Source organism: Corallococcus silvisoli (genome assembly GCF_009909145.1).
Taxonomy (GTDB): Bacteria; Myxococcota; Myxococcia; order Myxococcales; family Myxococcaceae; genus Corallococcus; species Corallococcus silvisoli.
Window position 1 is genome coordinate 320,682 of the sequence record NZ_JAAAPJ010000006.1, and the last position, 25,546, is coordinate 346,227.

Below are 25,546 nucleotides of genomic sequence, written 5' to 3' on the forward strand. Positions count from 1 at the left end.
CGCCCCATGTTTCCCGCCTCCACCTCGTTGCTGCTCTTCACCCAGGCGGACGTCGGCGGACACGCGCTCTTTCGCGTCGTGGCCGTGGACGTGTCCGTGCGCCCCGGCCAGGGTCGGCTGTGGACGGACCTGTCCCGGGGCAATGCCTTCACGCCCGCGTGGCAGGACCACGCGCGGCACCTCGCGGCGCTGGGCCGTGAACACTACGCGCTCCCGTGGGAGCGGACGGACCTGCACGTGTCGCCGCGCGGCAGGGGCGTGACGCTGGATGGCCGCAGCGCCTCGCTGCCGCTGTTCGTCGCGTGGGTGGCGCTCTTGAGCGGCCGCCCGCTGCCTTCGCCCTTCCTGGGCACGGGGGTGGCGCTGGAGGCGCATGGCGAGCGGCTGGCGCCCGCGCCGCGCGAGTTCCTGCAGGGAAAGCTGGGCGTGGCCCAGGCCTACGTGAAGCAGGTGTTTCCGAGGGCCGGGAAGGTGGCGGTGTACGTGCCAGAGGGCAGTGGCTTCGACGCGGCGCCGCTCACCGCGCTGGACGTGCGGCCGGTGCCCACGCTCACGAAGGCGGTGGCGGCGGTGCTGGGGCTCGGGACGCGAACGGACGCGGCGGACGCCGCCACGAACGGGGAGGCGAAGGAATGATCCACCAGGGCGTGCGCGCCATCCGGGAGATGTACGGGCTGACGGCGGGGCTCACCAACCTGCGCGTGATGCTGGGCTCGGGCCTGGTGGGCATGGTGGCCGCGGGCCTGCTCAACCCGGTGATGCCGCTGTACCTGCGCTCGCGCGGGCTGGGCTTCCAGGAGATTGGCGTCCTCTACACCGTGGGCTCGCTGCTCCCCATCTTCGTGCAGCCGGTGCTGGGAACGTTGTCAGACCGCCATGGCAGAAAGCCCTTCGTGGTGGGCCTCTCGCTCATCACGTCGCTGATGGTGCCCGCGGTGGCCCTGGTGGATGACCCGAAGCCGCTCGCCGCGGTGATGATCTTGAAGATGCTCCTGTCGCGCAGCGCGGCGCCCGTGTCCAACGCGATGGTGGCGGACTTCGCGCCCACGAAGCAGCGCGCCACCATCTTCGCGATGCTGGACGCCACGTCGAACCTGGTGTTCGTGGCGGCGCTGTTCGCCTCGTCCGCGGTCATCCGCGCGCTGTCGGTGAGCGGCACGTTCTTCCTGGCGGGGGGCCTGTTCCTGGTGAGCAGCCTGCTGCTGCTGTCGCTGGACGACGCCCGGCCCGCGCCGCGCGCGGACGCCGCGGCCGGCGGGGTGCGGGCGGGGTGGCGGCTGGCGTTCCAGGGGCTCTTGTCCCCCATGACGTACGTGAAGCAGCACCCGGGGCTGCTGGGCCTGTTCCTCTGGCAGTTCTTCTTCACCTTCGCGCTGGCGCTGTTCCCCACGTACCTGCCGCTGTACGCGGTGGAGCTGGGCGCGCCCCGGGAGATGGTGGGCCCGCTGGTGGCGGTGTCGTGGCTCGTCTTCGCCTTCGTGCAGCCCTTTGGCGGACGGCTGTCGGACCGGCTGCCCCGGCGCGTGGGGCTCATCACGCTGGGCCAGGCGGGCATGGCGGTGATGGCGGCGGTGCTCGGCGCCTCTGGCTGGCTGCCGCACGGCTACGCGCTGGGCTCGCTGGTGGTGGCCTGGATGCTGCTCGCGGTGCCGGACGGCCTGCACCGCTCGTCCGCCGCCGCGCTGGTGGTGGAGCAGGTGCCTTCACCCACGGAGCGCGGCCGCTTCATGGGGGCGCTGGGGTCCTGCGCCGCGCTGGCCGGCGTGCTCGCGCCCATCACCTACGGCTTCGTCGCGCAGAAGGCCGGCATCGGCTTCACGTTCCTCCTCTCGTCGGTGTCCTTCGTGCTGGCGCTCGGCTGCGTGTCGAGGGTCCGCGAGTCCACCGACGCCCCCCCTGTCGCGGCCCCCGTGGCCGCCCTCACTCCCACCTCGGAGCCCGGATGAGCCCGCAGAGCCATGTGTGTCGTTGGGGCACCGCGCTGTTCGTCGCGCTGGTGCCCACCCTGGGATTCGCTGATTCGACCTACAAGGTCACGGCGACGCGGACGCAGGACGTCATCACCATCGACGGCAAGGGGGACGAGCCCGCGTGGCAGACGGCGCCGGAGATTGGCGGCTGGTACCTGACGCGCATCAACTACGGCAAGCCCGCGCCGGACGACACCAAGGTCCGCATCCTCTACGACAAGGACAACCTCTACTTCCTCTTCCACTGCCTGGATTCAAAGCCGGAGCGCATCACCGGCTACACGGTGCAGAACGAGGGGTTCCTCCACCAGGAAGACAACATCACCATCATCCTGGACACGTACCTGGACCACCGCAACGCGTACTACTTCTGGACCAACCCGCTGGGCGTGCGCACCGACGGGCGCATCGTGGATGACGGCGAGGCGTTCTCCACCAACTGGCGCGGCGAGTGGGAGACGAAGTCCACCATCGTGGCGGACGGTTGGATTTCGGAGGTGCGCATCCCGTTCGCGAACTTCCAGTTCGAGAAGAAGGACGACATCACCTTCGGCATGCTCCTGGACCGCGAGCAGTCGCGCAACCAGGAGTGGAGCAACTGGACGCCGGACGGCATGAACAGCGCGAAGGTGAGCCGCTATCCGCACCTGGCGGGGCTCAAGGACATCAACCCGCGCTCCATCTTCAGCATCACCCCGTACGTGGCCACCACGGTGGCGCTCAAGTACAACGACGACCGCGGCGCGTTCCGCCCCAACGTGGGCGCGGACGCGCGCATCGACCCGGCGCCCTGGGTGTCGCTGAAGCTGACGGCCAACCCGGACTTCAGCGACGCGGAGGCGGACCAGGGCTTCCTGCTGCTGGACACCGAACAGCCGCTGCTCCCGGAGCGCCGCCAGTTCTTCCTGGAGAGCGAGCACCTCTTCATCGCGCCCATCAACATCTTCACCTCGCGCCGCATCGCGCTGCGGCCGCATGACCGCGTGTGGGGCGGCCTGCAGCTCACCGGCAAGGTGGGCGGCATGAACTTCGCGATGATGGACGTGCAGCACCGCGACTTCACCGGCAAGGACGCGGGAGGCCGGGACATCTACGAGAACGTCAACTCCGGCGTGCTGCGCCTGCAGCAGGACATTGGCAAGCGGTCCATGATTTCGCTGGTGGCGCTCAACCGCAGCGGCCGGGGCGGCATCTTCGGGGACTCCGACTTCCAGACGCTGGGCGTGGACGGCAACTTCCACCTCTTCGAGGAGTTCTTCATCCAGGCGCAGGCGCTGCGCAGCTGGAGCCCGCTGGGCAACGTGGACGCGGACGCGTACCACGTGGGCCTGCACCGCTTCGACACGCTGTCGGAGTTCTGGTTGCAGTTCGAGGACATCGGGAAGAACTACGCGAACCCGCTGGGCTGGACGCCGGTGGTGGACAAGCAGGGCTACAACTCACACCTGTTCCTCAACCCGTTCCCCAAGTGGCGCTTCCTGCCCCGGCTGGACGTGACGTGGGACACGCTGTGGCGCCGCAACCACGAGCACCAGCGCACGCGCTGGCGCCAGCGGCTCAACGTCCAGCCGTACCTGCACCACGACTTCGCGCTCTACATCGACGGCGTCTACGACGACAACGAGGGCTTCAAGAACCGCGTGGGCACGTTCGGCTTCACCCTGTTCCCGCACGACTGGCAGAACTACACGCTGACCGCCATTGGCGGACGCTTCCTGGGCGGCGAGCTGCGCGGCCTCAACGGGGCCGTCAACTTCAAGGTGGGGCCGCACATCGTCGCGCGCTTCAGCGGCTTCTACACGCGCAACTTCGGCGTGCCGACGAACAGCGACCTCTTTGGCAAGTCCGGCGACGGCTACAGCTTCTCCGGCTACGCGCAGCTGCGCTACCACTTCAGCCCGGACCTCTACGCGCGCCTCACGCTGCAGAAGGGCGACGTGTACGAGCTGGCGGACTACAACTCCGTGAAGGGCACGTTCCTGGACGCGATGGTGGGGTGGCACTACCGCCAGTGGAGCGACATCTTCCTCGTCTACACGGATCAACCGTTCGCCGGCTCGCAGGAGCGGCGGATCCTCTCGAAGATCTCCTTCAACTACTGACCTTCTTGCGTCCCCTTGATTCGGGAAGAGAGCACACGCATGAGCACCGCCGACCCCGCAGGCCTCAAGCGCCGCTACGATGAGGTGTCCCCCCGGTATGACCAGGGAGGCCCCAGCCAGGTCGCCATCAAGCTGTTCTGGCTCACCTACGAGCACCTCACCTGGAAGCCGGTGGAGGCGCTGCTGCCCAAGGACGGCACGTCCTGGCGCGTGCTGGACGCGGGCGGGGGCGGGGGCAAGTTCGGCACGCGCTTCGCGGAGGCCGGCCACCACGTCACCGTGCTGGACATCTCTCCGGGCATGCTGGAGGGCGCGCGCGCGCAGTTTGGCGCCAGGGGGCTCCTGGACCGCGTGCGCTTCGTGGAGGGCAACGTGGCGGCGCTGGAGCTGGAGGACCAGTCGTTCGACCTGGTCTTCTGCGAAGGCGACCCGGTGTCCTACTGCCTGGAGGCCTACCCCCAGGCGGTGAAGGAGCTGGTGCGCGTGGCGAAGCCGGGCGCGCCGGTGGTGCTGGGCGTGGACAACCGCTACGAGGCGTTCTCCGGCTACCTGAAGATGGGCAAGCCGCAGGAGGCGTTCCGCACGCTCCAGGACGGCCGCACGACGTGCCCCTACGGCCTGCCGGTGCACGCGTTCACGGTGCGCGAGCTGGAGCAGGCGGTGGCGGACGCGGGCGCGGAGCTGCTGGAGATCTTCGGCAAGCCGGTGATGTTCTTCGACATGCTCAACGCCATGTCCGCCGCGCGCGGCGGCTCCGCGGAGAAGCCGTGGGACGCGTGGAGCGCGCGCGAGGAGATCCTGGCGTTGCAGGAGAAGCTGGCGCACGAGGGCTTCGCCGTCCTGGGCCAGCACTTCCAGGTGATGGCGCGGCGCCGGGCCTGAGGGGAGCGCGCACCGTGGGCCTTCCCTTCCTTGGCGTGGGACTCAGCTACCGCTGGGACCTCAATCCGCACCTCGCGCGAGGCAACCCCGGCGTGGACTGGCTGGAGGTGACGCCCGAGCACTTCCTGCCGCTCACGCCGGACGCGGAGCGGCGGCTGGACCTGCTCGCGAAGCGCTATCCGCTGGTGGGCCACAGCCTGGAGCTGTCGGTGGGCTCCGACGGCGTGGACGCGCCCGGCTACCGCGAGGGCTTGCGGCGCATCACCCAGCGCACGAAGAGCGCGTGGCACGGGGACCACCTGTGCTTCACGCGCGTGGGCTCCTTGCCGCTGCGCGCGCTCACGCCGGTGCCGCTGACGGACGAGGCGGTGGCCACCTGCGTGCGCAACGTGAAGGCGGCGCGGGAGGACCTGGGCGTGCCCTTCGTGGTGGAGAACATCGCCTACCTCTTCCACACCCCGCTCAACACGCTGGACGAGGCGGAGTTCCTGCGCCGCGTGGTGGAGGGCGCGGACTGCGGGCTGCTGCTGGACCTGCACAACCTGTACTGCAACGCGGCCAACCACGGGTTCGACCCGTATGCCTTCCTGGACCGTCTGCCTTTGGAGCGCGTGGTGCAGATCCACCTGGCGGGCGGCGTCACGATGGAGGGCTTGCGCTTGGACAGCCACTCCGCGCCGTCGCCGGAGGAGGTGTGGCGCTTGCTGGAGTACGTGGCGCCGCGCTGCCCGGTGCGCGGGGTGAACTTCGAGATGGACAGCGGCTTCCCGCCCTTCGCGCGGCTGGTGGAGGAGCTGGCCCGCGCGCGCGCCATCCTCCAACGCTGCGGCGCGCACGCGGCCTGAGGGAGGGCAGGGGAGGGCAACGGCATGGGCTATCCAGAGACCTTGGAAGTGCTGGCGAGGCTGCACGTGGACCCGCGCTTCCGCGCGGCATGGACCGAGGACGCGGCGCGCGCGCTGGCCCCGCTCCCATTGATGCCCGCGGAGGCCGCGGCGCTGTGCCGCGTGGACGGGCCGGTGGTGGAGCGCGCCGGGCGGATGATGGACTACCACCGCGCCGAGCGCGTGCGCGAACAGCTCCCCTGGGTGGATGAGGCGAAGCGGCCGGAGCTGGGGCCGCTGCGCCAGCGCTTCCTCCAGGACGTGCTGCCAGAGGTGCTCAACCGCGAGGAGGCCATCGTCTGGTGTCGCTTCCTGGAGGCGGACGCGCGGGCACCCCACGCGACCCTGCTCCAGGGGCTGCCGGCCTACGTGCCGCAGCTGGCCCGCTGCGAGCGGCTGCGCATCGCGCTCGCGTGGGGCCTGTTGCCCCTGCCGCCGGTGGGGCCCCATGTCGAGGCCTTCGACTTCCCGGTGCTGAGCCTGCTCGCCGCGCTGGAGGCGCCGGGCTGGCCTCCGGCGGAGGCGCGGCCCACGCGCGTGGAGTACCTCAAGGTGCCGGGCCTGCCCGCGGTGATGGTGCGCGAGCTGCCGTCACCCTGAGGGAGCCTCCATCACTGTCAGCGCCTTGGGGCGGGGACCTCCGTCCTCAGTGGGGACGGCCGCCCGGCTTGCGGTGGTGCGCCTTCTCATAGGTGCCCATGAGCTGGGTCTCACCCACGATGTGCCCCTCCATGGCCTTGAGCAGGTCCGCGCGCGACGGGTGGCCCAGGTCCGGCAGCACCGTGTCCAGGGCGTACAGCCGGAAGAAGTAGCGGTGGTTGCCCACGGGCGGCATGGGCCCGCCGTAGTCCTGCCGGTTGAAGTCGTTGCGCCCCAGCTTCACCCCCTCCGGCAGCACGTCCAGGGTGGCCCCGTCCGGGATGTTCTGCGCGTTGACGGGGAGGTTGTAGAGGACCCAGTGGCAGAAGGTGCGCTGGGGGTTCGCGGGGTCCGGGGCGTCCGGGTCCTCCACGATGAGGGCCAGGCTCTTCGCGCCCGCGGGGAGGTTCTCCCAGTGGAGGGGGGGCGCCTTGTCGTCGCCCTCGCCGGTGTAGGCGATGGGGATGGGCATCCCGTCCTTGAACTTCGGCGAGGTGAGCTCGAGCGGTTTCGGCATGCGTGACTCCTGTGGGCAAGCCCGGCCAACGTGTCCGTCGGCAAGCTGGTGATGCCCCCGCCCCGGTGCGCAGAGGCGGAGGGCGCTCCGCCCGGCCGCCCGTCACCCCCCTGGGGGCATGCCGCCCGCTGATCCACCGGGCGCCCCCCGGGCCGCCTGCCATGGCGGGGCGGTTCCTCAGAGGAGGAATCCCCCCTGCTGGCACCGCGCCGTGGTAGCTGCGCTTGCGGGTTCGGCAACCCCTGCTGGACGCGGGGTGGCCCGCGCCCCCGTAGCGGTTGCACGCGCCGCGCATTCGGTGCTAAGCGGCGCCCGCGCGTGTATGGGCGGGGTCGGGGTTGGCGAAGGAAACCCAAGACTTTCCCGGGGTTTGGTGAGGCGTCCGCATGACAGACCAGGAGCCACGGGAGCGGGCGGACGCGCCGGGCAGTGAGCTGGGCGAGACGGCCCGGCAGATGCGGGCGGCGGAGCCGTACATCTCCGCGGTCTGGAAGCTGGTGGGCGGGGCGGTGGTGGGGGTCCTGGGAGGGTACTTCCTGGACAAGTGGCTGAAGACGTCACCCTGGCTGCTGCTGGGCCTGAGCCTGCTGGGGATTGGCGTGGGGTTCTACAGCTTCCTCCATGCGATGGCGCGGCTGGGGAAGCGCAAGTGACGGGGACGGGCGGCGGGAAGCAGGGGCGAGACCCGTTCTGGACGCACGCGGGGCTGGCGGCGACGGTGATGGGCGTGGGCGCGGTGGTGGCGGCGGCCTTGCCGAAGGCGGCGGAGGACCGGGTCGCCGCGCTGCTGGGCGTCGGGGTGGCGGCGGTGACGGGCGTGCTGGCGCTGGTCCTGAAGCGGCGCGCGGCGCTTCAGGCGGACCTGAAGGCGGCGTTGAAGGTCGTGGGTGTGGTGTTCGCCCTCAGGGGCGTGGGCGTGGGGATTGGGCTGGCGTGGGTGGTGTCCCGGGGTTTGAGCGCGATCGCGTTCGTGGGCGGCTTCTTCGGCGTCTACTTCGCGCTCCAATGGATTGAAGTCAGCTACGTGATGGCCGCTTCGAAAGACGCGGCGGGCGGAGACGAGTGATGCGCAAGGCAATGGTGCTGTTCGCCTGTCTGTTCGCGGGCACCGTGTGGGCCTCCGAGCCGCATGGCGGGAGCGCGGCGGCGGGTGAGCACGGCAAGCCCCACGACGAGACGGACGCCGAGGGCGAGGACGTCGCCGGCTACATCCTCCACCACGTGTCCGACTCGAACGAGTACGAGTTCGAGATCCCCCTCAGCCACGAGCACGTGGCCTTCCACCTGCCGAAGATCCTCATCCCCTTCCACGAGGGCGCCTGCACGCCCGTGGTGGACCCGCACGGTGGCCACGGCGAGGTGTACCCGGGCCTGGGCGCCGGCTGCCTGGACCTCTCCATCACCAAGCACACGGTGATGATGTGGCTGGCGGCGCTGCTGCTCATCGGCTCGCTGCTCCTCTGGAGCAACCGCGACAAGACGAAGCTCGTGCCGCGCGGCGCCGGGGCGAACCTCTTCGAGATGCTGGTGCTCTTCGTTCGCGACGAGCTGGCCATCAAGAACATCGGCAAGGAGGAGGGCCCCCGCTACGTGCCCTACCTGCTCACCGCGTTCTTCTTCATCCTCTTCATGAACCTGCTGGGCCTGTTCCCCTGGATGGCGACGGCCACGGGCAACATCGCGGTCACGTGCGGCCTGGCGGTGTGCACCTTCATCGTCACGCAGGTCGCGGGCATCCGCGCGGCGGGCCTGGGCGGCTACCTGAAGCACCTGACGGGCGGCGTGGCCCCCTGGCTGTGGCCCATCATGATTCCGGTGGAGTTCCTGGGCCTGTTCACCAAGCCCTTCGCGCTCACCATCCGCCTCTTCGCCAACATGCTGGCGGGCCACATCGTCATCTTCTTCCTGCTGGGCCTCATCTTCATGCTCCGCAGCCCCGCGGTGGCGCTGGTGAGCGTGCCGTTCGCCTTCGGCATCTACCTGCTGGAGCTGTTCGTGGCCTTCGTGCAGGCGTACGTGTTCACCATGCTGTCGGCGCTGTTCATCGGGATGAGCGTGGCCATGGGCCACCACGATGACCACGGCCACGGGCACAAGGAAGGTGGCGAGAGCCACGACCACGGCAAGGCGCACCACGCCTGAGCCGCTTCCCCTCAAGGTTGACGGGGCGCCTGTCGGTGTGACGGCGCGCCCCGGTTGAAGACCCGGCGGTTCGAAAGGCCGCCGGAGGTAGTCCTAAAGGGCCTTCACGACCCCCCCACAAGCGGGTCCCGCCTCACGAAAGAAGACGTGCTCCCATGACCAACATCGCTCTTGCCTTCCTCGCCGCCGGTATCGGCGCGGGTCTCTCCATCATCGGCGCCGCGCTCGGCATCGGCAAGCTGGCCGCCGCCGCCATGGACGCCACGGGCCGTCAGCCGGCCGCGGGCGGCGACATCCGCACCACGATGATCATCGCCGCGGCGCTCATCGAAGGCGCCACGCTGTTCGCGCTGGTCGTCTGCATCCTGCTCGCCATCAAGGTCTAGGCAGGGTTGGCAGTCACGGGAGCCGGCGTCCACTTCGGGAAGAAGGGGCGCCGGCGCTCCGGCTGTAGGTACCGTCGCACCTGTCTCACCTGTTGTTCCCGCACCTCACCTTCGCTGTCCGTTGCATCCGGGACCCGCCATGTTCCTGCCCTCAGTCCTCGCCGCCAGCAGCTTCGTGGAGGTCCGTCCGGGCCTCATCTTCTGGACCATCGTCACCTTCGTCATCGTCATGCTCGTCCTGCGGGCGAAGGCGTGGGGGCCCATCCTGTCGCTCGTGGAGGAGCGCGAGAAGCAGATCTCCAACGCCATCGAGAGCGCCAAGCGTGAGCGCGCCGAGGCGGAGAAGCTGCTCGCCGACCAGAAGACGGCCATCGCGGAGGCCCGCCGCGAGGCGGCGGAGATGATGCGCCGCAACACCGCGGACATGGAGAAGTTCCGCGACGAGCTGATGGCCAAGAGCCGCAAGGAGGCCGAGGAGCTGAAGCTCTCCGCCCGCCGCGAGATTGAAGACCAGAAGGCCAAGGCCATCTCGGAGGTCCGCGCCATGGCCGTCGACCTGGCGATGGAAGTGGCCGGCAAGCTCATCAACGAGCGGATGGACGACTCGAAGCACCGCGCCCTGGCCGAGCAGTTCGTGCAGGGCCTGCCCGGGGCGACGAGCGCCACGGCGACCCGCCGCTCGGCCTAACCCAGGCCGGGAGTCTTCCGCCGCGCCCGCCCGTTCCAGGATTCCATCATGGCTCTCTCCATTGGCATCGTCGGTCTGCCCAACGTGGGCAAGTCCACCCTGTTCAACGCCCTGTCCGCCGCGGGCGCGCAGGCGGCGAACTATCCGTTCTGCACCATCGAGCCGAACGTGGGCGTGGTGCCGGTGCCGGACGACCGCCTGGACCAGCTGTCGGCGCTCATCAAGCCGCTGAAGAAGATCCCCACCTCGCTGGAGTTCGTGGACATCGCGGGCCTGGTGCGCGGCGCCTCCAAGGGCGAGGGCCTGGGCAACCAGTTCCTGGGGAACATCCGGCAGGTGAACGCGGTGCTCCACGTGCTGCGCTGCTTCGAGGACGACAACGTCACCCACGTCGAGGGCGGCGTGAATCCGGTGCGGGACCGGGACGTGGTCGACACGGAGCTGTGCCTCAAGGACCTGGAGACCGTGGAGAAGCGCCGCGAGCGCTCGCTGAAGAACACCAAGGTGGGCGGCAAGGCCGGCGAAGAGGCGAAGGCCGAGGTCGCCCTCCTGGAGCGCATCAAGGCGAAGCTGGATGAGGGCGTCACGGTGCGCGCGCAGAAGCTCACCGACGAAGAGAAGGCGGCCATCCAGGACCTGTTCCTGCTGACGGACAAGCCCGTGCTGTACGTGGCCAACATCAGCGAGAAGCAGATTGGCAAGGAGGACGCGGACCCGCGAGTGCAGGCGGTGCGCGAGATGGCCGCGAAGGAGGGCGCGGGCGTGGTGGTGCTGGCGGCGGCGCTGGAGTCTGAAATCCAGCAGCTCCCCGAGTCCGACCGCCCTGGCTTCCTGGCGGACTCCGGCCTGACGGAGCCGGGCCTGCACAAGGTGGTGCGCGAGGGCTACAAGCTCCTGGGCCTGTGGACGTACTTCACGGTGGGCGAGCAGGAGTGCCGCGCGTGGACCATCCACAAGGGCTTCAAGGCGCCGCAGGCGGCGGGCGTCATCCACTCCGACTTCGAGCGCGGCTTCATCAAGGCGGAGGTCTTCGGGTGGACGGACCTGGTGAAGCTGGGCAGCGAGGCGGCGGTGAAGGAGAAGGGCCTGCTGCGCGTGGAAGGCAAGGAGTACGTCGTGCAGGACGGCGACTGCATGCACTTCCGCTTCAACGTCTGACGCGGGCTTCCGCTTTCGCGGTGGCGACGGGCGCTGCCTTCCACTTTGGAAGGGGCGCCCGTTTCGTTTCTAGCGAGGGCCGCTCAGCCAGGTGAACACCCAGAGGCCCACGGCGAGCAGGGCCAGCACGGTGGAGAAGATGGCGGAGCGCTTCGCGCGGCCCGTGGGGTCCGGGGTGTTCCGGGCGTAGCGCCACACGCCGCCCACGCGCAGCGCGAGGAAGAGGGCGAGCAGCACCGGGCCCACGACCTGCCAGCCTTCGGGGCGTTTGAGGATGACGATCCACGACGCGATGAAGGCGACGTTGCCGAGCAGCATCACGGCGGGATAGGGCAGGTTGGGACGTGGGGTGCTCACGGGGCGCCAGTCTGCGCATCGCGGGCCGGAGGGCAACGGGGAATGCGCGCGGCGTGCATGGCAGGTGACAGCCGCGCGCCATGGCTTCCGGGGCTAGCGTGAGGGCGACCCGAGGGGATCCACGTAGCGGGCGCGGGGGCGGAGCAGGTGGCCCTGGTCGCGCTGCTCCAGGACGTGGGCGACCCAGCCCGCGGTGCGGCCCAGGCTGAACATCACGGTGGCCGCGCCCGGGGGCAGGCCCAGCGCGTCCGCCAGCATCACCAGGCCCAGGTCCACCGAGGGCGGCGGGTGGCCGGCGTCGCGCAGGGTGTCCATCACCGCGCGGGCCACGCGGACCTTCAGGGCTTCGGGCTTCACGCTCAAGGCGGCCTCGATGAGCGGAGGCGTGCGGGGGTCTCCGTGCGAATAGAGGCGGTGGCCGAAGCCCGTCACGGCCTCACCCCGGCGCAAGCGGCCGTGGAGCACGGGCGCGGCGCGCTCGGGGCGCCCCACCTCCGCGAGCAGCGCCTCCACGCGGTCACAGGCGCCGCCGTGCCGGTGGCCGGAGATGGCCGCCAGCGCCGCGCTCACGCACGCGTACAGGTCCGCTCCCGAGGAGGCCGTCACGCGGGCGGCGAAGGTGGAGGTGTTCAGCTCGTGGTCCGCGCAGAGCACCAGCGCCAGGTTGATCAGCTCCGGCGCCCGCTTCGACTTCGCGGCCCAGGCGGTGGCCAGCGACGCGGCCACCGTGGGCTCCCGCAGCGCGAGCAGGACGCGCTCCGGAGCCTGCGCCACGCAGACCCACGCGCCCAGGTGGCGGATGAGCGCGCGGGCGCGGACCTTGTCCTGCTCCACCGGCGCGGAGAACCGGCCCGCGTCATTGGCCGCCAGCAGGGGCACCAGCGCCGCCAGCGCGGACAGGGGCGGCGTGTCTCGCGGCAACATCGCCGCGAGCGCGGCGGGAGAGACCCGGGGAGCGCTTCGCGACGAAGGTGCCTCCGGCGCGGGCCACGCGGTGGGCCCTGGCGGCAGGCGGCCGGTCCACAGCAGCTCCGCGACGTCCTCGAACAGGTGCCCGTCGGTGGCCAGCCTCACGGCGTCATGGCCCCGGTACTGAAGCCCCTCCTCGCCAATGCGAGACACCGAGGAGTCGATGACCGGCTCACCCCAGCGCAGCGCCCCGGACGCCACCGCCGCGTGGCCCGCACGGGCATCGTGGCGCGTCTTCAGCCGCTCCACGTCCGTGCGCAGGTAGCGATTCTCCTTCGTGCCCTTCTCCGGCACGCACCGCACGAGCCCTCGGCTCACGTACGTGTAGAGCGTCGCCCGCTTCACCTCCAGCAGGGCCGCCGCTTCGTCCGCGCGCAGCAGCTCCTCCTCAGGTGGATGGTCGAATCGAGATTGAGAGCGGCCCCCTGTACGACGCACCATGCTTCACGTGCCTCCTGGAGCAGGAGTCTCGACTCGACTGGATATCCTGTCGAGTTGAACCCTCCGCACGGGAGGCCTTTCGAGCGGGGAGCGACCATGCCAGTGGACTTCGGACGCACGTCGTTGGACTACGCGAAATACCGGGCTGGATTCCCGGAGGCCTTCTTCACGCGGCTGGAACGGGATGGGGTCATCGCACCGGGCCTGCGCGCGCTGGACCTGGGCACCGGCACGGGCACCATCGCCCGGGGACTCGCGCGGCGCGGCCTTCAGGTGACCGCGCAGGACGTGTCCGCTCCGCAACTGGAATCCGCCGGACTGCTGGCCCGCGAGGAGGGCCTCACCGTGGACTTCCTCCAGGGACGGGCGGAGGAGACCGGCCTGCCTTCGGGCTCGTTCGACCGCGTGTTCGCGGGCCAGTGCTGGCACTGGTTCGACCGCGCCGCCGCCGCGCGCGAGGTCCTCCGGCTGCTCAAGCCCGGGGGGAGGTTGATCCTCGCCTACTTCGACTGGCTGGCCCTCCCCGGCAACGTGGTGGAGGCCACCGAAGCGGTGATGGAGGACTTCAGCCCCCGCGCCCACCTGAACGTGGATCGCTTCGGCCACGGCGTGGGCCTCTACCCGGAGTGGTTCCGCGACCTGGGCGTGGCGGGCTTCCAGGACCTGACGTCGTTCACCTTCGAGTCGCCCACGCCATACACGCACCTGGCCTGGCGCGGACGCCTGCGCGCCAACGCGCGGATCGGCGCCCTGCTTCCCCCGGACGCCGTGGCCCGCTTCGACGCCGCGCTGGCCGCGCTGCTCGCCGAGCGCTTCCCCCAGGAGCCCATGTCCGTGCCCCACCGCGTGTTCGCGCTCGTCGGGGTGCGCCCGTGAAGCCCGCCGCCCACTTGGTCCACGCGGACGACCTGCCCTGGACCGACGTCGCCCACGGCACCCGCGTGGCGCTCAAGCGCAAACAACTGGGCGCCGCCGCGCACGGGCGCAAGCTCGGGTGCAGCCTGGTGGAGGTGCCGCCGGGCCGCGCTTCGTGGCCCCTGCACTACCACCTGGGCAACGAGGAGGCCGTCTACGTCCTGTCCGGCGCGGGGACGCTGCGCCTGGGCGCGGAGACGTTGCCCGTGCGCCCGGGTGACTACGTCGCGCTGCCGCCGGGCGCGGAGTGCGCGCACCAACTCATCAACGACGGGCCGGAGCCGCTGCGCTACCTGTGCTTCTCCACCATGGAGGCGCCCGACGTGCTCGTGTATCCGGATTCGAGGAAGGTGGGCGTCTTCGCGGGCGCCGCGCCCGGAGGGGACAAGGCCGCGCGCACGCTGCATGCCTACCTGCCCCTCGCCGCGGCGGTGGACTACTGGGAGGGCGAACCCCCCTGATAGGGTGCGCGGCCCATGGCCCCCCTGCTGGACGTGCTCGACCGCGAGCGGCTGCTCAAGGACTCCGCCGCGGCCTCCGCGCTGCTGCCCAAGGGCGAGCCTCCCCACGTGTCGTTGCTGCGCCTGTGCGAGGCGGGCTTGCTCGTGGGCGGGCTCACCGTGGGGTACGGCGTCCGGCCGGATGAGCTGGTGGGCCCCCTCACCCTGGCCATGGGGGGCGCGGCCCGGCGGCTCAAGGTCGTGGACGTGCGCGAGCGCCCCGCCCTGGAGCTGCACGTCGCGATGGGCGACGTCACCGAGCGCTGGGAGGTGGAGGACGTGCCCGCGCTCGTGCACAACCTCAACGACCTGTACCGGGACGCGGCCGACGTGCGCGCGGTGGCCGTGCTGGGGGAGTGGGAGGACTCGCTTCAGCTCTGGTGCGTGGAGCGCCGGAGTCTGGGGCGGCTGTCGCGGCAGCCCTTCTTCGCGCCCGTCAATGCCCGGGCGCTCGCGGACCTGGGAACGCCGCGCTGAAGGGGGTGGGCCTCACTCGACCCCGGACGCCCGGTGGGGCACCATGGGGGCATGCGGATCCCCCTGGCCCTCATCGTTGGATTGCTCCTGGCGCAGGTCGCTCGCGCGGAGCCGGACTCCTTTGGACTGGGCACGGGACGCGATGGCGTGCTGGCCCTCACCCCCGGCCAGGGCGTCACCCTGGGGGAGTCCGCGCCCCTGGGCAAGTCCGTCGACGAGGGCGCGAAGGAGCTGTCGGCGTCTGGCCTCAAGATCTCCGCGGGTGACCTGCTGATGATCCACCAGAGCACGGGCCTGCCGACCGTGCCGGACGTGGGGAGCACCACGGCCTTGTTGCTCGCGACCCGGTCGGACCCGAGCCACTGGGAGCTGGCGCGGGTGGCGGGGGTGAGCGCGGGGCTCATCACGCTGACCGCGCCCCTGCGCCACTCCTACATCACGGGCCGTGCCCAGGTGCTGCGCGTGCCCGAGTACTCCGACGTCGTCGTCCCGGAGGGGGCCCGGCTCACGGCGTCGCCGTGGACCGGCAAGTCCGGCGGCATCCTCGCGATGCTGGTGTCCGGCAAGGTCGTCAACAATGGCTCCATCGACGCGGACGGCGCGGGCTTTCCAGGCGGCGGCTTCGCGGTGGGCACCGTCGGCCAGAAGGCCTGCACCGGGCTGGAGCTGACGAAGAGCGCGGGCGGCTCCATGCGCGGGGAGGGCGTGGCGGGCGTCGCGTCGCAGAAGGGCCTCATCACCGGGCGCGGCAACCTCGCCAACGGCGGGGGCGGAGGCAACTGCGACGCCGCGGGAGGTGGCGGGGGCGGGCACGGGGGCGTGGGCGGCAATGGGGGCGACACGTCGGCCGGGGACGGGCCGCGCGTGGAGGGAGGGCAGGGCGGGACGGCGCTGAACTACCTCATCTTCGACCGGTTCATGTTCGGCGGTGGCGGTGGCTCGGGCCAGGGCGCCGAGTCCACCGGCTCCAGTGGTGGCGCCGGCGGCGGCGTGGTGTTCATCCGGGCCACCGCGTTCGAGGGCAAGGGCCTCTTCAGCGCCTCTGGCGCGGCGGCGGCGGCCTCGCTCGGCTACGCGGGGGCGGGGGGCGGCGGCGGGGGCGGGGTGGTGACGCTGCGCGCGGTGGAGTCCGTGTCCTGCGGCGCGTTGGTGGCGGCGGGCGGCGCGGGCGGTGACGCGAAGCTGGACAAGGTGCCCCAGGGGCCGGGCGGCGGTGGCGCGGGTGGCCGCGTGCTGGTCCAGGGCAAGCAGCTCGACTGCGCGCCGTCCGTGAACGCGGGGAGCCCGGGCACGTCCAGCTACCCGGGCGCGGGTTCGCACGGCGCGGGGCCGGTCTCCACGGGCGAGGGCCCTTCGGCGGGGACGGTGCAGGTGCTGGACTACGCCTTCCAGCTGCCGTCCACGCCCACCATCACCGCGCCCGTGTCGGGCACGGCGTCCACCACCACGCGCCCCCGCTTCGAGGGGATCGCGGGAACGAACGGGCCCGTCGTGCACATCGTCGTGGATGGACGGGAGATCGGCGCGTCGGTGCCGGGGACGGACGGCCGCTTCGTGCTGAACACCCCCTCGCCGCTGGCGGCAGGCGAGCACGTCGCGGTCGCCTGGGCGGAGGGCTTCGGCGTGGCCAGCCCGGGGTCTGATCCGGTGCGCTTCAGCTCATCCCCGGTGGTGCTGGCGGACGGCGGCGTCGTGCAGATGGCCGTGCTGGTGGTGCCCTCGAATGGGGACACCGTGAGCCCCACCCCGCTGTTCGCCGGGACGACGTCCAACGGCGTCACCGTGGGGGTCGTCATCGACGATGGGCCGGATCGCGTCGTGCCGGTGGACCTGCTGGGACGCTTCCGCTACCAGGTGCCGGCGTCGGCGCCGCTGGCGGTGGGCGTGCACAAGGTCACCGTGCACGCGCACAACGAGAAGGGTGAGGACGGGCTGTACTCCGACGCCGTGGGCTTCGAGGTGGTGGTGCCCGGCGCGGACGGTGGGACGGAGGGCGGCAGCGACGCGGGCTCGGTGGATCCCGCGGTGCCCCTGATGGTGGTGCCCGCGCAGGACGCGAGCGTGGATCCGACGTTCACGTTCGTGGGCGTGGCGCTGCCCGGCACGTCCGTCCGGGTGGTGCTGGATGGCACCGCGCTGGCCACCGTCACCGCGGACGACGAGGGCGTCTTCCGCCACGAGGTGGGCGCGGACAAGGCGCTCGCGTCCGGCGCGCACCAGGTCGTCGCGCAGGTCGTGACGGCCGAGGGCGAGGCGGGCCTGCGCTCACCGGAGGTGGGCTTCCAGGTGCGCGGTCCCACCAACCTGGACGTGGGGTGCGGCTGTGGCACGGCGCCCGCGGGGATGCTGGCCCTGTGGGCCCTGGTGGGACTCGCGGTCCTGACGCGCCGCCGCGCCCGGGGCTGATCCTCGGAAGGCCCGGCGCCCGGGCCGCTGCCCCCCAGGCCGCCCTGGCGCGTCCTCGGCCCGGGCCTGGGGGGCACGCCGTGGAGCCCGCGAGCCGCGGGGCCTCCGGAGGGGTTGCCGGGCGCGGCCCGAGGGGCCCCGTTATCTTCCCGCGCTCGAAGGCGTCCCGGTTCCCGGGGCGACAGGGTGGTGCGCGTGACGACGGATGTGTCCTCGGGTGAAGCCCCCTCGCGGCGGGCGCGGCGTTCCTCCGGTGCTCCACGCTCGCGGTGGGGGCTGGCCCTGCTCCTGGGGCTGGGCCTGCCCATGGCCCTGCACGTCTACATCGGCCTGCGCCTCTTCACCGCCCCGGCGTGGCCCGCCCCCTGGGCCGCCCTGGGGTGGGGACTCCTGGGCGCCTGCTACCTCGTCCTGCTGGCCGGCTTTCGCGCCTCGCGCCGCGAGGCCACCGGCTTCACCCGCGTCATTCAGTGGGCCGCCTACCTCTGGCTGGGCACCTTCGGCATGCTCCTGACCGCCGTGCTGGCGTCGGACGTCGTGGGCGCGGTGCTGTCCGTCTCCGGCGCCGTCACCGACATGCACGCCCTGGCCCGCGGTCGCGCGGCGGCCGTGCTGGGCACCGTCGCGCCCGCGGTGGCCTTCGCCTTCGTCACCGCGCGCGGCAGGGCCCGCGTGGAGCGCACCACCGTGCCCATCCGGGACCTGGGCCCGGGCCTGGAGGGCCTCCGCGTCGTGCAGCTGTCCGACGTCCACGTGGGCCCCACCCTGGACGGCGTCTGGCTGCGCCGCGTGGTGGAGCAGGTGAACGCGCTGAAGCCAGACGTCGTCGCCATCACCGGCGACCTGGTGGACGGCGCCGTGGAGCAGCTGCGCGACCAGATGACGCCGCTCTCGGAGCTCCGGGCCCCGCTGGGCGTCTACTACGTCACCGGAAACCACGAGTTCTATCACGGCGCCCGCGCCTGGATGGCGGAGGTCGCCCGGCTGGGCATCACCGTCCTCACCAACGAGCACCGCGTGGTGGAGCGCGGCGGCGCGCGGCTCGTCGTCGCGGGCGTCACCGACCACGACGCGGGCCACATCGATCCTCCGCTGGAGAGCCGCCCCGACCTGGCGCTCGCCGGCGCCCCCGCGGACGTGCCCCGCCTGCTGCTGGCCCACCAGCCGCGCACCGCCCTGTCCCTGGAGGGCCTGCGCGTGGACCTCCAGCTGTCCGGCCACACCCACGGCGGGCAGATCTTCCCCTTCATGTTCTTCGTGAAGCTCCAGCAGCCCGTCGTGAAGGGCCTGGCCACCGTCGCGGGCACCCGGGTCTATACGCACCGGGGCACCGGCTACTGGGGCCCCCCGCTGCGCCTGGGGCCCGCCCCGGAGATCGCCGCCCTCACCCTCGTGGCCGCTCCCCGGGCTGGCGGTGATTCAAGCCAAGATTGATATTTCCGTTCTAGCTGCTTATTATGGGCACGTGGCCATTGCACCGTCTTCCCTCCTAGTCCCGGAATTCGCCTTCAGCCGTCCCACGGCGCCCGCGGTGACGGGTGCGCGGCGCGGAGGGGTCACTCCGGTGGCGGCGGTCCGGACCCCCGCTTCGGCGCCGGCGCTGCTGGTGGTCTCCGAGTCGCCCGTGGTGCGGTTGGCGGTGGCTCGGGAGGTGGGGCTGAGGTGCCGGGTGGTGACGGCGCTGGGCGCGACGTCGGCGGACCGGCGGTTGGACCTGGGCGTGGCGGTGGACGGGCTGGTGCTGGACCTCGACGCGGATCGCCGCGTCGTGAGCGACTTCCTCTGCCGTCTGGTGGACCGGGGCTTCCACGGTCCGCGCATCCTCCTGTCCTCCGGTTTCCGTCCCGAAGCGAGCGCCACGTTCCGGACCGCGAGCCACACCCACTTCGCACTTGGCCGGCCCTGGCGCTCCGGTGAGTTGCGATCGCTCCTGGAGAGGGTCCTTGGGGTCTCCCACCTCGCTGAATCCGCAAGCCGTCCGTGACACCCGCCGTGAGGGCCGGCTCGCGCCGCTGACCGAGCGGGTCGCGGACGCCGGCCACGGGCTGTTCACCGGCATCGCCGGGGCGTCCGCGGGCGCCGCGCGCGGTGCGTACCTGGCGCTGATGCTGCTGGCGGGCGGCATGGCCCGCTGCGCGAAGGGGCGTTCCCGCGAAGGGCTGCCGCAGCTCAAGCGCGGCCTGTTCCGCGTGGCGCAGGTGCCGGTGGACCTGGTGCTGATGTTGGGCGGGCGCGTGCTCAGCGCCGTGCAGGTGGTGGCCGGCCTGGAGCCGGTGGGCCGCGTGCTGACGGACGCGGAGGTGGCGCGGCTGCGCCCCATCTTCGGCGACAGCGTGGACTACGGCTGCGTGCGCGTGAAGGAGGGGGCGCTGGGCGTGCTGGGCCTGCCGGGCCGCGCGTTCGCCCACGGCGACATCCTCTACGTGCCCCCCGGCTACGGCGCGGTGGGCTTCCGGCTGCTGGTGCACGAGCTGACGCACGTGTGGCAGCACCAGCACGGCGGCACGGGCTACCTGAGCGGCGCGCTCGCGGCGCAGTACCTGGGCGACGGCTACGACTGGCGCAAGGCCGTGGGCCACCGGCGGTGGGCGGAGCTGAACCCGGAGCAGCAGGCGCAGTTCATCGAGGACGCCGCCGACGCGCAGCTCATCCCCCACGTGGGCCGCCCCACGCCCCAGCAGCGGCTGCGCGGCTGGAGCGACGCCGCCCTGTGCCTGCTGGACGAGGCGCTGGACAGCCTCTACGCCGGACGGGGCGCGCCGTGAGGGAGGCCGCGCGGTGACGGCGGGCCCCCGGAGGCCCCTCCCGCGGGGGTCCCCGCGATGACGGCGCCCGCCTCCCGGTCCGGCGGCACGCCCGAGGGTCGCTGCGTCCAGGTCGTGACCTGGCGGCGCCTGGAGTCCCCCGGCACCGAGCACTGCGAGCTGTGGGAGTCCGCCGAAGGCCCGCTGCTCGCGGGCACGGTGGTGCTGGTGAGCGAGGGCCTGCCGCTGCTCGTGCGCTACACGGTGGCGTGCGACCCGGACTGGAACACGCGCGAGGCGCGCCTGTCCCTGCACCAGGGCGGCACGCGGCGCACGCTGGTGCTCCAGGTGGACGACCACCAGCGCTGGTGGCGCGACGGACGCGAGCTGCCCGAGCTGCGCGGCTGCGTGGACGTGGACCTGAGCGTCACGCCCGCCACCAACACCCTGCCGGTGCGCCGGCTGGGGCTGGAGGTGGGGCAGGCCCGCGACGTGACGGCCGCGTGGGTGCGCCTGCCGGCCCTGTCCCTGGAGCGGCTGGAGCAGCGCTACACCCGGCTGTCCACCACCCGCTACCGCTACGAGAGCGCGGGCGGCGCCTTCGTCGCGGAGGTGGACACCGACGCCCTGGGGTTGGTCACGCACTACCCGGATGGCTGGGAGCGCGTCGCCGCCTCGGAGGGTTGAGCCCGGCGCAACCCCAGGCCTCCGCGCGCGGACAATCCCTCACGGACCCCCGCGGCAATTCATGTCGTTTCATGTAGGACCCGGGGGCCTGGAGAGGAACCCTCCGGTGCCCGGGGCATCGCAAGACAACCTGTCATATAGGGATGGGCCCGAGTGACGTGGCGGGTTATAACGACCCGCGAACCGTTCCGGCGGTGGAGGGGCCGTGGGCCACCCCACCGGACGTCACGTGCAAGGTTGATGTGGTGAAAACCCACCCCCGAGGTCCTCTTGCTCCCGGCCGCGTCCGGAAGAAGCGCCGTGTGGCGCCCGCGTCGGCGGCCGCGCTGTCGCGGCGGCAGTTGGAGCGCAAGCTGGCGGTCAGCGTGGGCGCGGCGGCCCGGGCCGCGCGGCTGCGGGCCGGGTTGACGCAGGCGGACGTTGCGGACCGCGTCGGCATCGCGTCGGAGGTCTACGGCCGGCTGGAGCGCGGCAAGATGATGCCCAGCGTCCCCACGCTGTTCCGGCTGTGCCTGGCGTTGCAGCTGTCCGCGGACGCGTCGCTGGGGCTGGCCGTGGCCGCTGCGGCGGGCGCGGGGCTGTGGGAGGAGGACTCCACGGACAAGGATGACCTGCCGGAGATGCGCCGCCTGCTGCGCGCCGTGCGCCGGCTGCCGCGCCCCCAGCTCAAGCTGATGAGCCTGGTGGCCAGCGCCATCCTGCCCACGCGCCGGTAGGCCGCCCGGGCGCCCCGGCCTTTCAGGGGGGCGCGGAGGCGGGAGTCCGGGGCGTGTCCTGGCGGCGCTCCGTCACCCGCCACACCCAGCCGGAAGGGGTGGGGTCTCGGCGCGCGGTGTTCACGTCCACCGCGTACACGTCCAAGGTGTGCTCGCCGGGGGACAGGTCCTTGAGGCGCCACGGGGACTCGCAGGGGATGAAGAGGCTGCTGTCCAGCGAGCACCAGAACACGGGCTTCAGCGTCGTGGCGGTGAAGACGAAGGTGGCCTCCCGCGACGGCGTGGCGCCCGGCGGCCCCTCGTCGATGAACGTGTCCGGCCCTTCGCTCCCCGCCCGCGCCAGCGAGGGCGGGAACAGCAGCGGCATCAACACCATGCCCAGCAGCAGGGACGCGAACAGGCCATGGGGAAGGTAGCGCAGGGACGGCGGGGGAATCATGAGCGGGCTCGCGGAGCATGGAGGAACCCCGCGCGCACCCGGTCCACGGTGCTGGCGCAGGGCAGCGGCGTGGAGTGGCAGGGGCGTTCCATGGCGTCCGGGAAATGGGAAAGGGCGACTTCCTGGAAGGTGGGGATGGATCTGAAATGGGGCGCCCTGTCCCGGGGACGGGGAGGGGCATCCACGGCCCGACGGCACCGGGGAGGGGAGTGTCCGGCAGCGGAAAAGGCGCGCGGTCCGGGTGGCGTGCGGGCGGCGGTGTCGCCACGACGCCACGGGGGGTGCTTGTCAGGGCGGACATCCCCTGGCCTCATGGATGCTGGCTGGGACCCGCCTTGGACGAACGCCACCGCCCATGACCGTCGCGACGAGGAGCACGACCTGGCGCCGTGCCGCGCTGGCGGTGGGGTGGGGGCTGGGGGTCCTGCTGGGGCCTCCGCTCCCCGCGCGCGCGCAGGCGCCGGAGGCCCGCGCGGCGGCCCCTGTCGGCGAGCTGCCGGGCGACGCGGGCCTGCCCGTCACCCGGGAGGACGTCACTCCGGACTCCGCCCCCAGGGGGACGGACGCGCCGTGGACGCAGGGGGACCCCGCGTGGGACGGGGGCGTGGGCGGCACCGCCACCGAGGCGGACCTCCAGCGCACCGACGCGGGCTGGGCGGTGGAGGCCGGCGCATCCCCGGACGGCGGGCCCGCGACGGCCGCCTTCGCGCCGCCCGCGCTGGTGCGGGACTCGCCCGCGCCGTACCCGCCCCGGCTCGTGGGCGAGGGCGTGGCGGGCACGGTGAAGCTGGAGCTGCTGGTGGACGAGGCGGGCGAGGTGGACACCGCCACGCTGGTGGAGGGCGTGCACCCGCTGCTCGACGAGGCCGCGCTGCACGCGGCGCCCTCGCTGCGCTTCTCCCCGGCGCGGATGGAGGGCCGGCCCGTCGCGGTGCGCCTGTTCTTCGAGTACCGCTTCGAGGCGCCCGTCCCGGTGGCCACCGGCGCGGACGGGGGCACGCCCGCGCCCCAGGGGCCCATCACGCTCCAGGGGCTGGTGCGCGAGAAGGGCAACCGCAAGCCGCTCATCGGCGCCACGCTGGTGTCGGACGCGGCGCCGGACTCGCCGGTGCAGACGGATGAGCAGGGCCGCTTCGTGGCGCGCTTCCCCACGGGCGGCCAGGCGGTGCGGGTGTTCGCCCAGGGCCACAAGCCCGGCCTGTTCCGCGAGGCCTTGAAGGGCACCGAGTCGCTGGAGGTCGTCTACGGCCTGGAGCCGCTCGTGGTGAACCCCTACGAGACGGTGGTGCGGGGCGACCGGGAGCGCACGGAGGTCAGCCGCATCACGCTGCATGACGCGGAGCTGCGGGAGGTGCCCGGCACCATGGGCGACCCCTTCCGCGTGGTGATGCTGCTGCCGGGCGTGGGCAGCATGCTGTCCGGCGTGGCCTACCCGGTGGTGCGCGGCAGCCAGCCCGCGTCCACGGGCTACTTCCTGGACGGCATCCGCATCCCCATCCTCTTCCACCTGTTCCTGGGGCCCGCGGTCATCCACCCGGACTTCCTGGACGCCATCGACTTCTATCCGGGCTCCCCGCCGCCGCAGTACGGCCGGCTGATGGGCGGCGCCATCGACGGGCGCCTCACCCGGCCGCGCGACGACCGCGTGCACGGCAGCGCGTACGCGGACTTCATCAACGCGGGCTTCTTCGTCGAAACGCCTTTCAAGTCCACCGGCACCAACGTCAGCCTCGCGGGCCGCTATTCCTATACACCGTGGCTCATCGCGCTGGCGGCCAACCAGCTCCAGGACCCGGCGCCGCCCGGGCGCACCAATCCAAAGGTGGTGCTCGACTTCTGGGATTACCAGGGCCGCGTGGAGCAGGACGTGGGCCAGGGCAAGCTGCGGTTGTTTGCCTTTGGCTCGTCGGACACCTTCGGCTCCCAGGCGCAGGACGCGCTGGGGGACACCGCGCTCCAGTCCATCCTCTTCCACCGCGTGGACCTGCGCGGCCGGCATCCGCTGGGGAAGGGTGAAGTCGAGGTCGGCGGCACGTGGGGCCTGGACCGCTTCTCCGTGGTGTCGCGCGGGCCGGACAGCGGGAACGAGATCCACATCGACCAGGGCACCTTCTCCGGGCGCGTGGGCTACAGCGTGCCATTGGATGCGCGGCTGCTCCTGCGCGCGGGCGCGGACGTGGACCACAAGCGCGCCATCGTGGACGTGCTCCGGGTGGAGAACGGCCAGGAGGTGCCGGAGGACTCCGTCCGCGTGCCGGTGGCGCTGGCCACCTTCGCCGGCGTGTACGCGGAGGGTGTGTGGACGCCCGATGACCGGTGGACGGTGGTGCCCGGGCTGCGCCTGGACAGCTACCACCTGTCCGGCGGGTTCGACCACAAGGTCATCGAGCCGCGCCTCACCGTGCGCCGCAGGCTCACCGACACCGTGACGCTCAAGGGCGGCGCCGGCATCTTCCACCAGCCACCCACCACCCTCATCAGCCTGCCGGTGGTGGACGTGGGCAGTCTGATGTTGGGCCTCCAGGAGGGCGTGCAGCTGTCCACGGGCGTGGAGTGGAAGGCCTTCGACAAGTGGGAGGTGGGGCTGGATGTCTATGTGAACCCCATGCTGCGCACCATCGAGCTCACGCCCTTCTCCGACGAGGGCCTGGGCGACGACCTGGGCACCGGCGGCGGCCCGGACACGCCGCCGACCCAACCTGGAGAAGCCCCCACCGGCAGCGGCTTCCGCCGGGTGGGCGCGCGGCGGATCAGCGTGGACACCCCGTCCGGCAACCGCGACGGCTGGGACCTGCCGGACTTCCAGAGCCATGGGCTGGCGTATGGGTTGGAATTGCTCATCCGCTACCCGCTGGGGAACAACTGGTTCGGCTGGCTCTCCTACAGCCTCCAGCGCAGCACCCGGCGCACCACCTTCTACCGCCATGACTCCTTGGGGCGGGTCTCCTCCGAGGCCCAGGCCGACCTGCCCTTCGCCTTCGACCAGACACACATCCTGAACCTGGTGGTCAGCCACAAGTTCTCCAACAACGTCACCCTGGGGGGCGTGCTCCACTTCAACACCGGACGCCCCGAATACGGCAGCCTGGGAAGCCAGACGCACCGCGAGGGCACCGACACCGACGGCCGCCCCACCTGGGTGCAGGTGGACAGGGATCGCGTGGACCGCCTGCCCCCCTTCTTCCGCTTCGACGTGCGCGTGTCCAAGGCCTGGGCCTACGAGACCTTCAGCCTGGAGGCGTACCTGGACATGCTCAACGTCACCCTCAACACGGAGACCCTGGGCTTCGAATACCAGGGCGGCGGCTACAGCCGCCAACCCCTCTCCAAGAGCCCCGTGGGGCTGCCCATCGCCCTGCCCATCATTGGCATCAAGGGCAGGTACTGACCCCTCCCCCAGGGACAACCGGAGTGCTCAGCGCTGAGCAGTTTTTCGTGCTCCCTGCCCTGGGGGGCCGATCCACCCGGGGTCAATTGTGTCAGTATTCCTGGAGACGCGGGTTTTTCCAGCCTGCCCGCCACCGAGT

26 protein-coding genes are annotated in these 25,546 nt (G+C 71.9%); 22 read left to right on the plus strand and 4 right to left on the minus strand.

The genetic code is table 11. The features are described 5' to 3' along the window. Positions 1-6: 6 nt before the first annotated feature. The 6 genes from GTY96_RS12965 to GTY96_RS12990 are packed head-to-tail and all read left to right on the plus strand — an operon-like array spanning position 7 to position 6,438. Positions 7-636, plus strand: coding sequence for a hypothetical protein (locus GTY96_RS12965; RefSeq protein WP_143906140.1), 630 nt, complete (start codon positions 7-9; stop codon positions 634-636). After that, positions 633-1,946 (plus strand): MFS transporter, encoded by a 1,314-nt coding sequence (locus tag GTY96_RS12970; RefSeq protein WP_161664884.1) that lies wholly within the window; start codon positions 633-635, stop codon positions 1,944-1,946. Before GTY96_RS12965 ends, GTY96_RS12970 begins: the two co-directional genes overlap by 4 nt. After that, positions 1,943-4,072: a carbohydrate binding family 9 domain-containing protein gene (locus tag GTY96_RS12975; RefSeq protein ID WP_143906138.1), complete on the plus strand. Its 2,130-nt coding sequence runs from the start codon at positions 1,943-1,945 to the stop codon at positions 4,070-4,072. Before GTY96_RS12970 ends, GTY96_RS12975 begins: the two co-directional genes overlap by 4 nt. Before the next feature lie 39 nt (positions 4,073-4,111). Next, complete coding sequence (locus GTY96_RS12980; RefSeq protein ID WP_143906137.1) at positions 4,112-4,954, plus strand: methyltransferase domain-containing protein; 843 nt, start codon at positions 4,112-4,114, stop codon at positions 4,952-4,954. A 14-nt stretch (positions 4,955-4,968) separates the two neighbouring features. Next, entirely contained in the window at positions 4,969-5,799 is an 831-nt protein-coding gene (locus tag GTY96_RS12985) for a DUF692 domain-containing protein (protein WP_161664885.1), read from the plus strand. A gap of 24 nt (positions 5,800-5,823) precedes the next feature. Next, positions 5,824-6,438 (plus strand): hypothetical protein, encoded by a 615-nt coding sequence (locus tag GTY96_RS12990; RefSeq protein ID WP_161664886.1) that lies wholly within the window; start codon positions 5,824-5,826, stop codon positions 6,436-6,438. Positions 6,439-6,484: 46 nt separating this feature from the next. Here the strand turns inward: GTY96_RS12990 and GTY96_RS12995 are convergent, their stop codons facing one another. After that, positions 6,485-6,994, minus strand: a complete 510-nt coding sequence (locus GTY96_RS12995; protein WP_143906131.1) for a YbhB/YbcL family Raf kinase inhibitor-like protein — start codon at positions 6,992-6,994, stop codon at positions 6,485-6,487. A 386-nt stretch (positions 6,995-7,380) separates the two neighbouring features. On the opposite strand from GTY96_RS12995, the gene GTY96_RS13000 reads away from it, so the two are divergent. The 6 genes from GTY96_RS13000 (at position 7,381) to ychF (ending at position 11,368) form a co-directional block, all read left to right on the plus strand. Next, the gene (locus tag GTY96_RS13000) at positions 7,381-7,647 is read left to right on the plus strand and encodes an AtpZ/AtpI family protein (RefSeq protein WP_143906129.1); all 267 of its coding nucleotides are present in this window, start codon (positions 7,381-7,383) and stop codon (positions 7,645-7,647) included. Further along, positions 7,644-8,060, plus strand: coding sequence for a hypothetical protein (locus GTY96_RS13005; protein ID WP_143906127.1), 417 nt, complete (start codon positions 7,644-7,646; stop codon positions 8,058-8,060). Before GTY96_RS13000 ends, GTY96_RS13005 begins: the two co-directional genes overlap by 4 nt. Beyond that, complete coding sequence (atpB, locus tag GTY96_RS13010; protein ID WP_143906125.1) at positions 8,060-9,136, plus strand: F0F1 ATP synthase subunit A; 1,077 nt, start codon at positions 8,060-8,062, stop codon at positions 9,134-9,136. Before GTY96_RS13005 ends, atpB begins: the two co-directional genes overlap by 1 nt. A 155-nt stretch (positions 9,137-9,291) precedes the next feature. Then, positions 9,292-9,522, plus strand: a complete 231-nt coding sequence (locus tag GTY96_RS13015; RefSeq protein ID WP_014400382.1) for an ATP synthase F0 subunit C — start codon at positions 9,292-9,294, stop codon at positions 9,520-9,522. Between the two features lie 139 nt (positions 9,523-9,661). After that, positions 9,662-10,210, plus strand: a complete 549-nt coding sequence (atpF, locus tag GTY96_RS13020) for a F0F1 ATP synthase subunit B (RefSeq protein ID WP_161664887.1) — start codon at positions 9,662-9,664, stop codon at positions 10,208-10,210. A gap of 48 nt (positions 10,211-10,258) precedes the next feature. After that, complete coding sequence (gene ychF, locus GTY96_RS13025) at positions 10,259-11,368, plus strand: redox-regulated ATPase YchF (RefSeq protein WP_161664888.1); 1,110 nt, start codon at positions 10,259-10,261, stop codon at positions 11,366-11,368. Positions 11,369-11,437: 69 nt separating this feature from the next. On the opposite strand, the gene GTY96_RS13030 is transcribed toward ychF, so the two are convergent. Further along, complete coding sequence (locus tag GTY96_RS13030) at positions 11,438-11,725, minus strand: hypothetical protein (RefSeq protein ID WP_255442734.1); 288 nt, start codon at positions 11,723-11,725, stop codon at positions 11,438-11,440. A gap of 93 nt (positions 11,726-11,818) precedes the next feature. Beyond that, positions 11,819-13,135 carry a citrate synthase family protein gene (locus GTY96_RS13035; protein WP_161664889.1) on the minus strand — a complete coding sequence of 439 codons (1,317 nt, stop codon included), beginning with the start codon at positions 13,133-13,135 and terminating at the stop codon, positions 11,819-11,821. A 96-nt stretch (positions 13,136-13,231) separates the two neighbouring features. Here GTY96_RS13035 and GTY96_RS13040 point away from each other — a divergent pair, with 96 nt between their 5' ends. The 9 genes from GTY96_RS13040 (at position 13,232) to GTY96_RS13080 (ending at position 21,580) form a co-directional block, all read left to right on the plus strand. Further along, the gene (locus GTY96_RS13040) at positions 13,232-14,011 is read left to right on the plus strand and encodes a class I SAM-dependent methyltransferase (protein ID WP_143906117.1); all 780 of its coding nucleotides are present in this window, start codon (positions 13,232-13,234) and stop codon (positions 14,009-14,011) included. Next, positions 14,008-14,511: a cupin domain-containing protein gene (locus tag GTY96_RS13045; protein WP_143906115.1), complete on the plus strand. Its 504-nt coding sequence runs from the start codon at positions 14,008-14,010 to the stop codon at positions 14,509-14,511. Before GTY96_RS13040 ends, GTY96_RS13045 begins: the two co-directional genes overlap by 4 nt. 15 nt (positions 14,512-14,526) lie before the next feature. Further along, positions 14,527-15,027, plus strand: a complete 501-nt coding sequence (locus GTY96_RS13050) for a hypothetical protein (RefSeq protein ID WP_143906113.1) — start codon at positions 14,527-14,529, stop codon at positions 15,025-15,027. A 51-nt stretch (positions 15,028-15,078) separates the two neighbouring features. Continuing rightward, complete coding sequence (gene agmC / locus GTY96_RS13055) at positions 15,079-17,433, plus strand: adventurous gliding motility protein AgmC (RefSeq protein ID WP_161664890.1); 2,355 nt, start codon at positions 15,079-15,081, stop codon at positions 17,431-17,433. Positions 17,434-17,739: 306 nt separating this feature from the next. Further along, positions 17,740-18,867, plus strand: a complete 1,128-nt coding sequence (locus GTY96_RS13060; protein WP_143906598.1) for a metallophosphoesterase — start codon at positions 17,740-17,742, stop codon at positions 18,865-18,867. 130 nt (positions 18,868-18,997) lie between these two features. Continuing rightward, the gene (locus GTY96_RS13065; RefSeq protein ID WP_255442733.1) at positions 18,998-19,417 is read left to right on the plus strand and encodes a hypothetical protein; all 420 of its coding nucleotides are present in this window, start codon (positions 18,998-19,000) and stop codon (positions 19,415-19,417) included. Next, positions 19,377-20,198, plus strand: a complete 822-nt coding sequence (locus tag GTY96_RS13070; RefSeq protein ID WP_235685566.1) for a hypothetical protein — start codon at positions 19,377-19,379, stop codon at positions 20,196-20,198. The genes GTY96_RS13065 and GTY96_RS13070 overlap by 41 nt, the downstream gene beginning before the upstream one ends. A gap of 57 nt (positions 20,199-20,255) precedes the next feature. Continuing rightward, positions 20,256-20,864 (plus strand): putative glycolipid-binding domain-containing protein, encoded by a 609-nt coding sequence (locus GTY96_RS13075; RefSeq protein WP_143906109.1) that lies wholly within the window; start codon positions 20,256-20,258, stop codon positions 20,862-20,864. A 341-nt stretch (positions 20,865-21,205) separates the two neighbouring features. Next, positions 21,206-21,580, plus strand: a complete 375-nt coding sequence (locus GTY96_RS13080; protein WP_167497754.1) for a helix-turn-helix transcriptional regulator — start codon at positions 21,206-21,208, stop codon at positions 21,578-21,580. 22 nt (positions 21,581-21,602) lie between these two features. Here the strand turns inward: GTY96_RS13080 and GTY96_RS13085 are convergent, their stop codons facing one another. Then, positions 21,603-22,019, minus strand: coding sequence for a hypothetical protein (locus GTY96_RS13085; protein ID WP_143906104.1), 417 nt, complete (start codon positions 22,017-22,019; stop codon positions 21,603-21,605). 355 nt (positions 22,020-22,374) lie between these two features. Between GTY96_RS13085 and GTY96_RS13090 the strand changes: the two genes are divergently transcribed. Next, positions 22,375-25,407 carry a TonB family protein gene (locus tag GTY96_RS13090; RefSeq protein ID WP_235685567.1) on the plus strand — a complete coding sequence of 1,011 codons (3,033 nt, stop codon included), beginning with the start codon at positions 22,375-22,377 and terminating at the stop codon, positions 25,405-25,407. Positions 25,408-25,546 lie beyond the last annotated feature (139 nt).